The sequence below is a fragment of the Bythopirellula polymerisocia genome, from assembly GCF_007860015.1.
In the GTDB taxonomy this organism is placed as follows: Bacteria; Planctomycetota; Planctomycetia; order Pirellulales; family Lacipirellulaceae; genus Bythopirellula; species Bythopirellula polymerisocia.
Window position 1 is genome coordinate 1 of the sequence record NZ_SJPS01000017.1, and the last position, 14,218, is coordinate 14,218.

15 protein-coding genes are annotated in these 14,218 nt (G+C 53.0%); 2 read left to right on the top strand and 13 right to left on the bottom strand.

What is annotated here, in order from left to right; all coding sequences use genetic code 11:
- Positions 1–121 precede the first annotated feature (121 nt).
- From Pla144_RS25360 to Pla144_RS23785, 4 genes are all read right to left on the bottom strand, one after another.
- Positions 122–244: a hypothetical protein gene (locus Pla144_RS25360; RefSeq protein WP_261342343.1), complete on the bottom strand. Its 123-nt coding sequence runs from the start codon at positions 242–244 to the stop codon at positions 122–124.
- A 357-nt stretch (positions 245–601) separates the two neighbouring features.
- Positions 602–1,450 carry a GNAT family N-acetyltransferase gene (locus Pla144_RS23775; RefSeq protein WP_146453206.1) on the bottom strand — a complete coding sequence of 283 codons (849 nt, stop codon included), beginning with the start codon at positions 1,448–1,450 and terminating at the stop codon, positions 602–604.
- Between the two features lie 511 nt (positions 1,451–1,961).
- The gene (locus tag Pla144_RS23780) at positions 1,962–2,987 is read right to left on the bottom strand and encodes a PEP-CTERM sorting domain-containing protein (RefSeq protein WP_197530978.1); all 1,026 of its coding nucleotides are present in this window, start codon (positions 2,985–2,987) and stop codon (positions 1,962–1,964) included.
- A 274-nt stretch (positions 2,988–3,261) separates the two neighbouring features.
- Positions 3,262–3,981: a DUF2071 domain-containing protein gene (locus tag Pla144_RS23785; protein WP_146453208.1), complete on the bottom strand. Its 720-nt coding sequence runs from the start codon at positions 3,979–3,981 to the stop codon at positions 3,262–3,264.
- Positions 3,982–4,117: 136 nt separating this feature from the next.
- Here Pla144_RS23785 and Pla144_RS23790 point away from each other — a divergent pair, with 136 nt between their 5' ends.
- The gene (locus Pla144_RS23790) at positions 4,118–5,035 is read left to right on the top strand and encodes a deoxyribonuclease IV (protein ID WP_231936537.1); all 918 of its coding nucleotides are present in this window, start codon (positions 4,118–4,120) and stop codon (positions 5,033–5,035) included.
- A gap of 223 nt (positions 5,036–5,258) precedes the next feature.
- A complete protein-coding gene (locus Pla144_RS23795) occupies positions 5,259–5,720 on the top strand; it encodes an SRPBCC family protein (RefSeq protein WP_146453209.1) in 462 nt (153 codons plus the stop codon).
- Here the strand turns inward: Pla144_RS23795 and Pla144_RS23800 are convergent.
- The 9 genes from Pla144_RS23800 to sufC all read right to left on the bottom strand — a co-directional run bounded on the left by Pla144_RS23800 (position 5,680) and on the right by sufC (position 14,157).
- Positions 5,680–6,975, bottom strand: coding sequence for an MFS transporter (locus tag Pla144_RS23800; RefSeq protein WP_146453210.1), 1,296 nt, complete (start codon positions 6,973–6,975; stop codon positions 5,680–5,682). The genes Pla144_RS23795 and Pla144_RS23800 overlap by 41 nt on opposite strands.
- Positions 6,976–7,022: 47 nt before the next feature.
- Complete coding sequence (locus Pla144_RS23805) at positions 7,023–7,613, bottom strand: hypothetical protein (RefSeq protein WP_146453211.1); 591 nt, start codon at positions 7,611–7,613, stop codon at positions 7,023–7,025.
- Positions 7,614–7,618: 5 nt separating this feature from the next.
- A complete protein-coding gene (locus Pla144_RS23810) occupies positions 7,619–8,656 on the bottom strand; it encodes a hydantoinase/oxoprolinase family protein (RefSeq protein ID WP_146453212.1) in 1,038 nt (345 codons plus the stop codon).
- 28 nt (positions 8,657–8,684) lie between these two features.
- A complete protein-coding gene (locus Pla144_RS23815) occupies positions 8,685–9,704 on the bottom strand; it encodes an ATP-grasp domain-containing protein (RefSeq protein WP_146453213.1) in 1,020 nt (339 codons plus the stop codon).
- A gap of 78 nt (positions 9,705–9,782) precedes the next feature.
- A complete protein-coding gene (locus Pla144_RS23820; RefSeq protein ID WP_146453214.1) occupies positions 9,783–10,100 on the bottom strand; it encodes a metal-sulfur cluster assembly factor in 318 nt (105 codons plus the stop codon).
- A gap of 31 nt (positions 10,101–10,131) precedes the next feature.
- Positions 10,132–10,455, bottom strand: coding sequence for a Rieske (2Fe-2S) protein (locus tag Pla144_RS23825; RefSeq protein WP_146453215.1), 324 nt, complete (start codon positions 10,453–10,455; stop codon positions 10,132–10,134).
- Complete coding sequence (sufD, locus tag Pla144_RS23830) at positions 10,452–11,771, bottom strand: Fe-S cluster assembly protein SufD (RefSeq protein ID WP_146453216.1); 1,320 nt, start codon at positions 11,769–11,771, stop codon at positions 10,452–10,454. The genes Pla144_RS23825 and sufD overlap by 4 nt, the downstream gene beginning before the upstream one ends.
- A 107-nt stretch (positions 11,772–11,878) precedes the next feature.
- Positions 11,879–13,285, bottom strand: coding sequence for a Fe-S cluster assembly protein SufB (sufB, locus tag Pla144_RS23835; protein WP_146453217.1), 1,407 nt, complete (start codon positions 13,283–13,285; stop codon positions 11,879–11,881).
- 44 nt (positions 13,286–13,329) lie between these two features.
- A complete protein-coding gene (gene sufC, locus Pla144_RS23840; RefSeq protein ID WP_146453218.1) occupies positions 13,330–14,157 on the bottom strand; it encodes a Fe-S cluster assembly ATPase SufC in 828 nt (275 codons plus the stop codon).
- Positions 14,158–14,218: the final 61 nt, after the last annotated feature.

A 14,218-nucleotide genomic window follows, 5' to 3' on the forward strand; every position in this document is an offset into this window, starting at 1 on the left:
GAGCGAAGCCGGCTCTGACGCCGTCTGCCACCTCCGCGCCCTTTACCTCAGCCAACCCGGCGGCTGGGGCGACTACTGGAAAAATTACCCAACCTAGCTCCACTACCCACAATCATGATGCTCACACCCACTCTCCTAACTTGGTCATGTTGGTCAACATGGCCGCGTTTTTTTTCACCGCCGAATTGGCACAAATCTGGAATTGATACTTCTCCAGTCGACGCTGCTTTTCAGACCGACTCATTATCTCACTCAAGCTGTTTAGCCTCCAGGGTGCTGACCTAACGGCCACCAGGGCCCATGCGAGCGACCCCGCCCAGTTGGCGCAATGCTTGTCGCAAGGGTTATTCGGAGATTTGCTCCGCTCGGGCTGCTGAGAGGATCTCTTGCGAGAGACGTGCCCCTGCGAGCACTTCTTTGCGCAATTATTCGCAGGCAAGCTCGCGCCGGGGGCGTCGGTTGCTGGTCAATTTGGGAAATCTCGCTTCGACCTCGATGCCCTCATCCGACAGTGCCAGCGGTCGCGGCTCCCACGCAATGCGAGCCGAATCGTACTCTTGGCAAGTGAAGAGCCCACGACCGGAACGTGGAATTCAATCGATTAATCTGGATGGGCATGGCTGCCAGTCGCCAGTAGGGGGCTAACAAGAGGAATCTCGCCAACTACGGGAATCGTTGCTTTGACCCGCTCCAAGACGCGGTCCAAAACGTAGGATTGCACCCGTAGCATCGCATCGGGAGCCAGAATCGCGCGTTGAGGTCTTAAAATCAAATTCTCATACATAGTTAGGATCAAGTCCATCAGAACGTCAGCCTGGATAGAGTTCCGGCTTGAAATGCCCAAAGGAAATACCACGAAATTCTCCGCTACTTCCTCAAATCTAGGCTTTCCACTTTCATCGAATTCCAAAGGAGGCTGCAGGTACCGCAAACCCTCGGGCCATAAAAAACCGGACTTAGTCCAAAAACCGAGCGACGGGGTTTCCGCTTCAGCTGCTATGTATGCCAGCCTACAACCGTGCTCGTTCATTTGATCCGTAGCAAGTTGCAGGGCTGCCTCAGAGAGTCGCGAACCGATGCCGCGCAGCCCCGACTCCTTCGCTTTGGGCGATGTAACTAAATAGGTAACTGCTTGAATGGCCATGTCCGAGTGCGATAACAGGCGCATCACGGTGGAATTGTGAAAGCCGACCAAGTAACGCTGGTTGTCCATTTCCAAAAACGCAGCCAGGTGAATCGAATAGCAGTTTCTTAGGTTCGAGCTGACTTCTGCTAGTTCTTCTAAAAAAGAATCGTAGGTATTGAGCACTTCCGGCTCGAAGATCCGCTCGAGGAGCCTGTAAGCCGCTTCGAGAGCAGAACCAGGGGTCGTGATTGGTTCGATGTAAACGTGTGCTGAATGGAGCCCATCAAATCTCGTGTTTGTCTCGTCTAACAAGGAGATAGTCACGGTTGATTCTCAAAGTCTCCCCGTTCAAGTTACAGAATAATCGGTGTGGGACATGGCTGTTGATGTAGTGCGTCAAGTGTTTGCGCTCGATTCGTCGAGTTTAGCGTAAAATGATTCAAGGACTTCATAGAAGTGGCAAGCGAAAAGAAGGAGATCTCGCTGTGAGGAACTGATTTATCGATTTTCCCTTGAACTTTTTCATGCCACACACAGATTAGTACATGTTTGGGGAAACAATAAGGGTCAGAGAAAGCGCCGGGAAAAAAGGGACATTCTGGCTCTGTAGAAATCTTTGCATGGCTATAGCTAAACCGTTGTGGACCGTGCATTCATAGAGAGTGAATGTCGCTCACCAGTAAGTCTCCCGCGGCTGTTTTGCTTGCTGCATTGGAATTAGCTCGGCAGTCGCCGCTAGTTTATTCGAATCGCTGTAGCCCCAAGACATACACGCAGCATCAACTCTTCGCTTGCCCGGTGCATAAGAACTTTCTCCAGGCCCATGAAAGAGTTATCACAGCTCATCTGCGAGATTGCCTGAATCTTCATCCCGCACTCTGCAATTCCTTTTTTCCACCTTAGTCACTTGGCACTTGGAAAGAATAGTGGTAATCGAGAGTAGCAGTAGCAGACTTGTTGTCGGCTCTGGCACTGCGACCGAGTTCACGGTTAGCGGGACTTGGCTTCCGTAGTTTGTTTGCCAAACCGTCAGGTCAGACTGGCTCAACATATTGGTCGAACCACCTCGTTGCCATACCAGAAAGTCAGCGCCGTCGAGCAACCCATCGTTATTGAAATCGCCCGTTTCGGTGGTCGGAGATGGTATGACACCGATATAGGTTATGTCGGCGTCGAAGCCTCCACTGTTGTATTGGCCGCCGGCACCTTGCGGACCAGTGAGGGGAGCGAAACCGCTGCCCCCGCCGAGGATGACATTCCCTTGGCCGGATACATCGTCGACTCGATCGGCCGGCACTAGGTTGGCCACCCTGATCGCATCGATCGTGGCTCCATTTGCCAGGCCAAAACTGCTTAGATCAAAGCCGGTCGAGAGCACTTGGGCGATATCCGTTCCCGCACTTGGCAGGACACGTACTGAGTCGTCGGCAAATTCGTAGCGAAAATCAGAAAAAGTCTGCGAGCCCGTCTCGCGGACGGCAACCATATAGGCCTCGGGCCCTCCGGGTGCACCATTCTCGTAAGCGACAAAATCGTCGCCGTCGTGGTTGGTCACTCCCGGACTGCCGCCCCAATTCAGCTCGATTATCCCTTGAAAAGTCGTGTCTCCCAGGGACACTGATGTTCCGCCGGCGTTTTTGCCGGGGATGGAACCAAGCAATTGGATCCCGATCGACTTATTGATATCGAAATCGTTGCCTTGGTTCGAAAGCGGAATAAATTGGGCATTAAAAGCAAAAGACTCGAAGTCACTTATTAAGTTTGGCGGCACCGGCACAACGGTGGTCGGACCCAGTGTGTCGTCAAAGGTAAAACTCGCAACCGTAAAAGTATCGCCGCTTCCCGCTGCCGGTCCTAACATTGATAAGAACACGGTCGAGAGTAAAGCGCGAGCGACAAAATAGGGGCATGAACGAGGAACAACGAAGTTAGAATGACGACAATGTGAATCTGATCTCAACATCTGTTTTAAACCTCGATATATAAAAGAAAACGCGTCTCTTCAATAGTCGTCTTAAATTTCCTCCTTGTTCTATCCTGTAGTTGGTAGAGAAGCAAGTTTTTTCTCAAATATTCAAGGAATACTTCGGTTATCGAACAATATTCACTCACATATGCGGCTGTATGTCTCTGGCTCAGCACAGCGACTCGCGACTGTGCCATTCGTGGTCGATGCCGCTCATGAGTAGAGCGTGGTCAAATGTCACGGAGCCGGCAGGGAACTTATCGCAATCGTCGAAGAACGAGGATTCTACCTTTGTCACAGCCAAAGGCTCAACGTGCCAGTTGGCGGAGCGCAGTTCGAGGCCGTCGAATTCATGCGCCGAACTGCTGGGCGAGTACCCTAACGATCCGGCTTCGAAAAAATCTGAGACGTCGGAGACCGTGGAAAAGATTGAGTCGTCCGGAAGCTGCGAGGTTTTGTGGCCGTCGACGAGTACGTGGGCAGAGCCGTCCAGGCTGTGCATGGCAATGTGATATTCGTCCTCTATTTCACGTACATCGAAACGAGCCCGATGGTGGGTGCCGGGGAACAGTCGACCACCCGCTATCGCATTGAGCATAGAGGAAGTATCTCGCCGGGGAATATAGACGCCTGTGCGAACGCCATCCGCCGCATTCCACTCGACGGCAATGCGATGGGCCGCGTTCTCTGACGAGATCCCGACCGTGGCCGGAAAGAACTGGGGGCGGATCTGAGTGAGCCGGATGAGGCAAATTCCTGCAATGCCAAAACCGCCGACAAGCTGAGGGCGGAAGGGTGCGGGGAGAATGTTAGCCAATGCGTTTGGTTCTACGCGAAAATTAACCAGTACACGACGGTCAATTAGTCCTCGGATCGTGGGGATTCGCATGAGATCCACCATAGCAGATATTGATTGTGATAGATCAAGAACCGCGATAGTTCCCAAGCAGTAACTTCGAAGCCAAGCATCGTTCTCCACATTTCTGTGTGGATCGTGCCTGGGAATGGGGTAGTAAAGAATCCAGTTGCTTAGGTTTCTGGCTCGCTGGGTTGTGCCGCACGGCGTTGACCATTATTCTCTTCGCATGGCGATTCTGGGTGCCCATATGTCGATTGCTGGCGGTTATTACAAGTCCGTTGACGCTGCGCATCGGGCGGGGTGTGATTGTGTGCAGTTGTTTACGAAGAACAATAATCAGTGGCGCGCCAAGCCAATTGCCGACGATGAAGTCGAGCGATTTCGACGGGCACTTTCCGATCTAAAGATCAAGCATCCGATTTCACACGATTCGTATCTGATCAATCTTGCTAGTCCTGACGATGAGTTGTGGAAGAAATCAATTGATGCGTTTGTGGTCGAGATTCAGCGGGCCGACCAACTGGGAATTCCCTATGTAGTGACCCATCCTGGGTCTTTCACAACTAGCACAGAGAGCCGTGGTACCAAGCGGATCGTCAAAGCACTCAACGAAGTGCATAAGCAGACGCGCGGGGCTCAGGCAAAGTGTCTGCTTGAAACCGTCGCAGGGCAGGGGACTAATTTGGGTTGGAAGTTCGAGCAGTTGGCGGCGATGATCGAGGGGGTCCGCGATCCTGATCGGCTGGGAGTGTGTGTTGATACGTGCCATATCTTTGCGGCTGGGTATCCGATGGATACCGAGAAGAATTACAAGGCCACCATGCGATCGCTCAACGCTACCATCGGTGTCCAGCAAGTGAAGGCGTTTCATTTGAACGACAGTCTCAAGGAATTTGGCTCGCGAGTGGATCGGCACGCGGCAATCGGTCGCGGCAAGATGGGGCTGGAGCCGTTTCGTTTCTTGCTTAATGACCGGCGCTTTCGCAAAGTCCCTATGTATATGGAGACTCCTAAGGGTGAGGAAAAAGGGGTAGACTTGGACGTTATCAATTTGAGAACACTGCGAGGACTGATAAAGAAATAGAACGCGGATGAATACTAATTTTGCGGATATTCGCAGATCCATCGTGGCGACATATTGACACACTTTCATCCGAGTACCTTAAAAATTTCTTAAGGCAAAAATCTCCGCGTATCCAAAATTGGCAAATCTTTCCGCGATTCATTTGCTTCTCTTTTTTCTGCTTGCGGTATAATTCGTTAGTCAATCGGCCTGCTCTCGTCCATTGATAACGGAACAAAAACTCATGGCAAAATTCTCAATCTCCACGCACATTGCGGCGCCTCCCGAGGTCGTATTTCCTCTGTTGTGTGACTTGGAACACACAGCTGAAAACATATCGGGCATTGATCGGCTTGAAGTGCTGACGGATGGCCCCATAGGGGTGGGTACTCGCTTTTGTGAAACTCGCACGATGTTTGGCAAGCAGGCGACCGAAGAAATGGAGTTTACGGCATTCGACGAGCCGCATGGTTACACGGTCGAGTGCAATTCCTGCGGTGCGCATTACGTGGCGACCTATGAACTGATCCCCGATATCTGGGGTACTACAGTCAAACTGGATTTCGATTGCCAGGCAATGACTCTACTGGCTAAGGCTATTTCGCCCCTATCACTCTTCATGATGGGACCCATGAAAAAGTGCATCGCTGCGGACTTGGAAGATATCAAACGCGTGGCGGAAGCGCAGGAATGGCAACTGGCGTAGCCTCGATCTCGCAATCTGGTGAGATCAGAGTCGCTACCTGTATGCGAGTTGGAAGATCCAATGCTCGTCGGCGACTGTCGATCCAATACAACGCAGCGGCGATGCACGTGCAGATGCCCAGGCTTGCATACCAGGGCCAATTGGGATTCTGTTCATAGAGCGACATTCCGAGCACGGGAGCAAGCACGAGTGCAGCCGACATAGTCATCGCATACGCGGCCAAGTAGGCGCTTTGATTGGCGCGGGTGGATCGGCTGGTCACGTAGGCAAGTGATGGGGATGACCCAAGTATCTCGCCAGCAGTCCATATGACGACCAGAACTGAACAATAGACGATTCCACTGCCGAACGGCAGTAGTCCAAATCCCAACCCAATGAGAATGCAGCCGCAAGCGACCAGCTTCAGCCGAGAGTACTGCTCGGTGTGATGGATCACGAGCATTTCCACCAACACAATGAGCACCGTGTTGATCGCCAGGATGGCACCGATCAGCGGTTTAGAGAAATGATATTGCTGTTCGAGATAGAGGACGTAAGTTCCCAAAACCTGGAAGAACACAAGCGCATAAATGAATAGCAAGAACATCACCAAGAGAAATTGATGGTCGCGCCAGGGTGAACCAAGGCCATCAGCTAAAGGAGCATCTTCAGTTTCGCAGTCGGGCAAACGGCTCAGTCCGAGCGTGGCGGCCAAAAACACGGCTGCTAATAGACAGGTCACTGCATCAGCGTAGAAAAGGTACTTAAATCCGATCTCGGCCAGGAATCCGCCAAGCACGGTACCAATCGACATGCCGAGATTGATTGCCAGTCGATTGAGGGCAAATGCACGGGTGATAGCATGCGGAGGTGCCAGGAGCGTGGTAGCCGTAGCAGCCGCCGGCCGATTTGCTTCCCCCACCAAACTCAAGAGGAACAGACACGCAGCCACTTCAGATTCTCCATGAGCTAGGGAGAGGAGCATGAAACCGCCTGCCGCAAACGCGAGTGAGGCAAATTGAACCAGAAGTGGTCCAAATCTGCCTTTGAGCCAGCCGCCGATCCAGTTTCCTAGAATCGCGCCAACACCGTACATGGCAAGCAGATAGCCAGCGGCAGATATTTCGAGGCCCAACTCGGTCGTGACGTACAACGCCAGAAAGGGCAAAACCATGGTGCCACTACGATTGATCAATACCGTCAGTGATACGAACCACACGGAGGGGGGCAGATCGCGAAACGGAATCAGATATTGACGGGCGATCCAGCGAACCATGCGAATGATCTCGCAATAGTGGTTGAGACGATTTGAGGCAACTTCGGCTATAGACGCGACTGGTCTAAGGAGGTTCGCTTGAGATTGATAAAACGCATAAGAGGCAATTCATTTTCGAGCATAGCTAGAAATCGATCCACATAGCCTGCATCGGCAAGTTGCTGGAGGTCATTGCTGGGCGGAGTGGCACTTTTTAGTAGTACCAATTCATCTGCGTCGCAAGTAATCGCCAACCTCGCGGAGAGGGAGTCGCTAGTCACGTCCCAGGAAGCGCACAGATGTGTGCCGGGTAGTTGAGGCTCAGTTTCGCGGAGCCATCGAGCGGGGGTGAAAATCGCTGTACATTGTCGTGTCGTTAGTTCGGTCTCTGGAAGGGAGTCCAGTATTTCGATTCCAGGCAAGACGTTCGCTAGCATCCTGGCTGTTTCGGTCATGAGATCGATGCACCGCCAGTGGGCTGTGAGTTCGTCAATAGGTTCTTGGATATGTTGCGCGCGAACTTCCTCAACGAGTTTTCCGCCGCCGGCGACCAGAAGGTTGTAGGCGGTGGGTTGACGATCGATCCAGTCCCTAATGCGATTGCCGAGATCGGGCAGATCGAACAGGCTCCCTCCCACTTTGATGACTCGAATTGGCATAATACCTATTTCAAAGCATCTAGTGCTAACAAAGCCAAGGCATGCGCTGGGGCACATCGACTCACAACGGGTCCCCATTCTTCGGTTAGAGAAAAGATCCGCAATGGCAGATCCAGCCGCTCAAGTAATCGACGAGCCAGGAATTCACCGTGGCCACTTAGGACGATTGTTTGCGGCTCGACAGGCATGGCAGCGACAACCAATCGAAAGGCCTTTTCTATGCGGTCAACCTGAGTATTTCGGATAGATTCGGCAAAATCCAGCGTTTCATGCATCGAGACGATACCCCGATCAGCACAGATCATCCGTGCAAGCCGAGTGTGCGCTGCTGCACACGTGAAAGGTTTGCCATCGGCGGTGTTGACGTCTGCTGGATTCTCGGGCAATTCTCCCAGCAAGAGATACGCATCGGCGGTTGTTGCAAAAAACTCCTGTGCCACGGGGCAATCTTTGCCTCGCAACGGCAAATGCGACACGACCGCACATACAGGGCTTCGTTCGACGCCTGAATACACCAGTTCTCCGCTGAGCATGCGCTCGGTATCGGTGCGCCCTTGGGCAGCTTCCTTGCTGGCTATCAAGGGAATAATGTCTGTCGTGGTCGATCCGACATCGATGAGCAGCCCGGGTTCTGTTTCACAGTAGCGAGCAGCCACCATTGCCAGGGCGTGCCAGTTGCTTGCTGCCGCTAAAAGTGGGTGTTCAGTAGCTTCACCGGAGGAAACGAATTGACCGTTCGTCTGGTAAAACGACACTGACCGGTCACCCGCAGCTTCCATTGTTGCAGCGACAATCGAACGGACTCCTTCGGCCCTAGTTTCAAAGCAATCGCAAAGTTCGCCGGTCATCGTCACGACCAGACTCTCTGCAGAAGGAGCCTTGGCGAGACAACGTGTGATTTTCTCTGCAAGATCTTTAGGATGTTTCCACAGAGGAAATGGCCAATTTGCTGCATAGCCAACGCCGTCAGCAAGCTTGACGTTTGCACCACCGATGTCGAGAGCGAGGACAGGGGACAGGGGCCGGGGGGCTGTGGGCATCATTGCGGCTTATCCACGAGCGTTCTCGGGTTTAAAAAGGTCGTCGAACCATTCCTGCCGCGGAGAATTCCAAGGGGTCGCGTTTGAAATTGAGTGCCACTTGCTTGCCAGCGGCGATGCGGAGCATGGCACTGGCCAGATTGTCCTCGGTCATCGCACGTAGTCCCACATAGGAAGTCGTAAGTCGGGGATTAATCTCGATCACGACATCTTCGGTTCCATCTGACGCTTTGCCTAGGACCAGATCAACACCAATGTAGCCTAATCCGCCGGGTATTGATTTCAATGCCTGAGTTGCGATTAGGGTGGCTCGCTCGGCGAGTTCGGTTTCCCACAAAAGGGAACCTCCCAAATATCCAAGTCGACCATCTTCGGTAAGATGTTGGCGGCAGGCCGGCAGCGGAGTGCACCCTTGTGGGCCACAGAGAAATGACACGCTTGCCGGGATGCCAGGTTGGAATCGCTCCAAACGCCGAGGCCAGGGGTGCCCCGGGGGTTCGTCGCGATGGGAATGAACCAAGTAAGTGTCCTGCGAGCCTGCGCCGTTAATAGGTTTTAGTACGGCAGGATAAGGAAAATCAGGCGGTAGTTTTTCAGCATCGGGCTCCATCCAGATTGCCTCCGGCACGCGCACACCAGACCTGGCTAGATGCTCGGCCGTAAGGTGTTTGTCAGAGGCAATAGCGATAAACTCTTGGCTCGCATTGAGAAGTTTTCCACCTGCACTTCTTACTTGCCGAGTGGTCTTGATCAGAATGCTATCAAACTCAGGGGCTATCAGGAGCGTGTGGTCAGCCAGCGAAGCAAGCTGAATTAACTCTTCAAGTAGATGTTCCCGAGAATGGACTTCGATGACTTCACAGCGAGAGACTTGGAATGCATCCAGTCGGGCGTCTCTGAGAACCGTTACTTTTGCGTCTGGCAAAGCGACAAAGTCGGTGGCTAAGGCGACCAGCATCGCCTCTCCCTCAGTCAATAGCGAAGGAGGCAATTGCCCCGGTTCTTCGACCAGACCGCCACCCGTGATCCACTCGTAGAGGAAGAAGTGCATGGAAAAGCGATTAGCTGTTAGTCGTTAGCTATTAGCCAGAAAGGCACACCAGTAAACTTCGCAATCCCGATTTCGCATTCAAAAGATTCCCAATTGATCGCGGGCGTCTTCGGTCATACGGTCGGGTGTCCAGGGGGGATCCATCACGAGTCGCACATCGACTTCATCGACTCCTTCGAGGCGGCCAACGAAGTCTTTGGACTGGCCCAGAAGTTGAGGGCCGGCAGGACAGGCGGGGCTGGTCATGGTCATATTGACCACTACGTTCGACTTGCCCTCTTCGATTTCATCGATCTTGATTTCGTAGATCAACCCCAGGTCGACGATATTGACGAACAGCTCTGGATCGATCACCTGTTTTAAGGCTTCGCGGACATGATCTTCGGCGATGGGCATGAGAGTGCCTCCTTTTGAATGAACTGTACTATCAATTGTCGCAAAGACGAACAAGAATTTGGTCGCCTTCAATTTTAACATCATGTGAGCGCGTTGGCTTGGTAGCCGGCATGGTGAGAGCGGCACCAGTCTTGATGTCAAACTTGGCACCATGTCGCGGACAAGCAATCGAGCCTTCCGCTGCATCGAGTGGACCATCGCTCAATGGCCCGCCGTCGTGCGTGCAAACGTCGTCGAGGGCGTAATAATGCCCTGCGGCGTGGATCAGCACAACAAGTTGCTCGTCGATTTCTACCAATAATGAACCGGGATCGGTAATTTCGGATATCTTGGCAGCGGGTGTGAATTCGTTCATTCTTCGATATCCCGCACTCGGCGACCAATCGCCTCGCCCAGGGCATCTCGAACGCTTTCGATCGTGATGCGATCAAATACCTGCTGGAAAAAACCGGAAACGATCATTCGCACGGCTTCTTGGCGGGTGTATCCACGAGTCATGGCGTAGAACAACTGATGGTCGTCTACGCGACCACTGGTGCTGCCGTGGGTGCAGCGGACGTCATCGGCTTCGATTTCCAGGCCGGGAATCGAATCGGCTCGGGCCGCGGTAGAGAGCATCAGGTTGTCATTGCGTTGGTAGGCATCGGTGCGCTGGGCCGCTTCGTCGACCTTGATCATTCCTCGCCATACGGTCCGCGATTTGTCTTGCAGGGCTGACTTGTAGAGCAGGTCGCTTCGGCAGAATGGGGCTTTGTGGTGTTGGTGGGTGTTGTAGCAGAGATGTTGTTTGCCGTGGGTAAACATGACACCATTTACCTGGGCCTCGGCATCTGGGCCTGTAAGTGCCACATGTTGATTCACCTTAGCCAGCCGACTTCCCAGGGCACCAATGGTCCACTGCAAACCCGCGTTTGCGCCGACGTGGCCCATCTGGTGGGCGAAGTGCCAGACACCGCTCCCCCAGTTTTGCAAGTTGACGTAACGCAATCGGGCTTCCTTCTCGAGGATTAACTCGATCGACCCGCAATGCATTCCGCCCGCTTCTGGATCGGTGCTGGCGGTCTCGGTGAGCAAAGTCGCCTCGGCACCCTGTTCAAGAATTACAAGTGTCTTGCCCAAATCGACGCCTCCAGCGGACATCGCTGTGAACGAGTGGAACGGTCTCGCAACTTTGACCCCCTTGGGAACGAAAAGCAGATTGGCCCCGCTCCAAAGTGCTGCATTGAGCGCTGAGAATTTATCCTGATTGGGGTCGACAAGCTGCCGCTCGATGTAGGGCCGCAACAGATTGCCATGCTCTTTGACCAGCGAATCGAGACTACCGAAAAGCACGCCTTGTTTTGCGCACTCATCAGAGATTTCGTTGGAGAGGCTGCGGCTATCGAGCGATACGCTACGGCCGGCCAGATCGACACCCGTGGCAAGCAGAGCAGGGGGGAGCTCACTCGGAGCTTCTATGCCTGCGAAAGGTGCAAATCGATCGAAGTGGAACAGCCGAATGTCGGTGCGCATCCACTCTTCATCGCGATTGTTCGGCATTCCAAGCTTGTTGAATTGGCTCCAGGCCGCCACACGGCGATCTGTGAGCCACCCCGGTTCATCGCGCTCGGCGAGAAACGCATCAAACACTTCTTGGCTGAATCCAGTAGTAGACAACGCTGTAGCGATCATTCAGATATCTGTCAGTTCTTGATGGTCAGTTGTATTTATTCAAATAGGGTTCGACGGGAAACGAGCACCGGTTGGAACGGCTTCAGTGGACTCACCCCCGAGGGAAGTTAACCGACACTGCCTTCCATCTGCAGTTCGATCAGCCGGTTCATTTCGACGGCGTACTCCATGGGGAGCTCTCTGATCAACGGCTCGATAAAGCCGCTGACTATCATTGAACTTGCCTCGGCCTCGCTCAGGCCACGGCTCATTAGATAGAAGAGTTGCTCTTCGCCAATGCGAGAAACGCTTGCTTCGTGCTCGATCTGCACGTCTTGCTCTTCGACTTCGATATAAGGATAGGTGTCACTGCGGCTGTCTGAGTCGAGAATCAGGGCATCACAGACGACATTGCTCTTGCAGTCCGTCGCACCTTTTTCCACTTTGCACAAACCGCGATAGCTACTGCGGCCACCATTCTTGCTGATGCTCTTGGAGATGATTCGACTCTTAGTATGCGGGGCACAGTGGACCACCTTGGCACCGGCGTCCTGATGTTGGCCTTTTGAGGAAAACGCGATCGACAGAATCTCGCCTCGAGCACCCGGTTCCATCATGTAGACGGCGGGATACTTCATCGTTAGATGGCTGCCCAGATTGCCATCGATCCACTCCATAAGCGAATCCTGGTAGGCAACGGCACGTTTAGTGACCAAGTTGTAAATGTTGTTAGCCCAGTTCTGGATCGTTGTGTAACGGGCACGTCCGTTCTTCTTGACTATGACTTCTACCACGGCGGAGTGCAGGCTCTCGGTGGTGTACATCGGAGCGGTACAGCCTTCGACATAGTGGACTGAGGCCCCTTCGTCGACGATTATCAGCGTTCGCTCGAATTGTCCCATTTGCTCGGCATTGATGCGGAAATAGGCTTGAAGCGGAAACTCGATGTGTACGCCCGGAGGTACATAGATGAACGAACCTCCGGACCAGACAGCCGAGTTGAGGGCGGCAAACTTGTTGTCCGAGGGTGGAATAATCTTGCCAAAGTACTCGCGTAAGAGTTCAGGATGTTCACGGACGGCGGAGTCGGTATCGGTAAAGATAACGCCCTTGTTGCCCAAGTCTTCCTGGAGTGAACCGTAGACAACTTCGCTTTCAAATTGGGCCTTCACTCCGGCGAGATACTTTTTCTCGGCTTCAGGGATTCCCAGCTTGTCGAAGGTGTCCTTGATATCTTGGGGCACATCGTCCCAGGTCTTTCCCTGGTGGTCGGAAGGCTTCAGGTAGTAATAGATATCCTGAAAATTGATGCCGATGTCGCCACCCCATTTGGGCATGGGCTTCGACTCAAAAATCTTAAGCGATTCAAGGCGGAAGTCACGCATCCAGGCGGGCTCATTCTTCATCTCAGAAATCTGCGCAACAATCTCCGGATTCAAGCCCTTCTGAGCCTTGAAAACGTCATGTGAGGGAGTGATGAAATCGTACTTGTTGATTTCACCTGTAGTTACATCTTGAGAAATATCGGTAGCCATTTTGTTCACCCTTCTCTTGCGAGAAATGAGGGCTGGTTAGGGTTCTAAACTGCTTCTACTTCGGCCATCACTTGTTCGGCAACGGCTGCTTCAGGATAGCTGGCACGAATTCGGTCGTATCCATCTGTATAAAGCTCATGGGCGAGTTCCACTCCGCCTGTTTCGACGATCTTTCCTCCGAGCATGACATGAGTGAAGTCGGGCGTGTTCTGGTCGAGCAACTTGTCATGATGCGTGATGATGAGAATCCCCATCTGGTCACCCCCGGCAGTTTCTTTACCTATCTGAGCGATACTCTGGCTGGCCAGCTTCACAGCATCCACGTCGAGTCCGCTATCGGTTTCGTCGAGGATGGCAAACTTAGGTCGAAGCATGGCCATCTGTAAAATCTCGGCACGCTTCATCTCGCCGCCGGAGAAACCGTCATTCACATAGCGTCGAGCGAACTCGGTATCCATCCGTAATTGTTCCATCTTCTCTGTCAATTCCTTGCGAAATTGTCGCATGGGAATCAACTCTTCCCCTTCTTTGCGGGCCGGGTTGCGAACATTCGTGGTTGCGTGGCGAAGGAAGTCGGCCATTTTCACGCCAGGAATCGCCATCGGGCGTTGGAAGGCCATGAATATGCCGGCCCGTGCACGTTCGGTGGCATCCCACTCAGAAATATCTTCGCCATTAAGCTCGATCGTTCCGTCGGTCACCTCGTAGTTTGGATGACCCATGATGACGTTGCCCAAGGTGCTCTTGCCGGATCCATTGGGGCCCATCAAAGCGTGCGTTTCACCCCGGTTGATCGTGAGATTCACACCTCGCAAAATCGGCTTGCCTTCGACGGCCACATGGAGATTCGTAATTTTTAGCGTTTCAGTCATTGATTTGTCAGTTGATTGTGGTCAGTTGTTCAATTAGCCGCGATGCAACGCATCGCAGGGG

Excerpts from the sequence above, each read along its gene's own strand:
- Pla144_RS25360 (WP_261342343.1), bottom strand. The coding sequence starts at position 244 with ATGAGTCGGTCTGAAAAGCAGCGTCGACTGGAGAAGTATCAATTCCAG.
- Pla144_RS23780 (WP_197530978.1), bottom strand. The coding sequence starts at position 2,987 with ATGTTAGGACCGGCAGCGGGAAGCGGCGATACTTTTACGGTTGCGAGT.
- Pla144_RS23785 (WP_146453208.1), bottom strand. The coding sequence starts at position 3,981 with ATGCGAATCCCCACGATCCGAGGACTAATTGACCGTCGTGTACTGGTT.
- Pla144_RS23795 (WP_146453209.1), top strand. The coding sequence starts at position 5,259 with ATGGCAAAATTCTCAATCTCCACGCACATTGCGGCGCCTCCCGAGGTC.
- Pla144_RS23800 (WP_146453210.1), bottom strand. The coding sequence starts at position 6,975 with ATGGTTCGCTGGATCGCCCGTCAATATCTGATTCCGTTTCGCGATCTG.
- Pla144_RS23805 (WP_146453211.1), bottom strand. The coding sequence starts at position 7,613 with ATGCCAATTCGAGTCATCAAAGTGGGAGGGAGCCTGTTCGATCTGCCC.
- Pla144_RS23810 (WP_146453212.1), bottom strand. The coding sequence starts at position 8,656 with ATGATGCCCACAGCCCCCCGGCCCCTGTCCCCTGTCCTCGCTCTCGAC.
- Pla144_RS23815 (WP_146453213.1), bottom strand. The coding sequence starts at position 9,704 with ATGCACTTCTTCCTCTACGAGTGGATCACGGGTGGCGGTCTGGTCGAA.
- Pla144_RS23820 (WP_146453214.1), bottom strand. The coding sequence starts at position 10,100 with ATGCCCATCGCCGAAGATCATGTCCGCGAAGCCTTAAAACAGGTGATC.
- Pla144_RS23825 (WP_146453215.1), bottom strand. The coding sequence starts at position 10,455 with ATGAACGAATTCACACCCGCTGCCAAGATATCCGAAATTACCGATCCC.
- sufD (WP_146453216.1), bottom strand. The coding sequence starts at position 11,771 with ATGATCGCTACAGCGTTGTCTACTACTGGATTCAGCCAAGAAGTGTTT.
- sufB (WP_146453217.1), bottom strand. The coding sequence starts at position 13,285 with ATGGCTACCGATATTTCTCAAGATGTAACTACAGGTGAAATCAACAAG.
- sufC (WP_146453218.1), bottom strand. The coding sequence starts at position 14,157 with ATGACTGAAACGCTAAAAATTACGAATCTCCATGTGGCCGTCGAAGGC.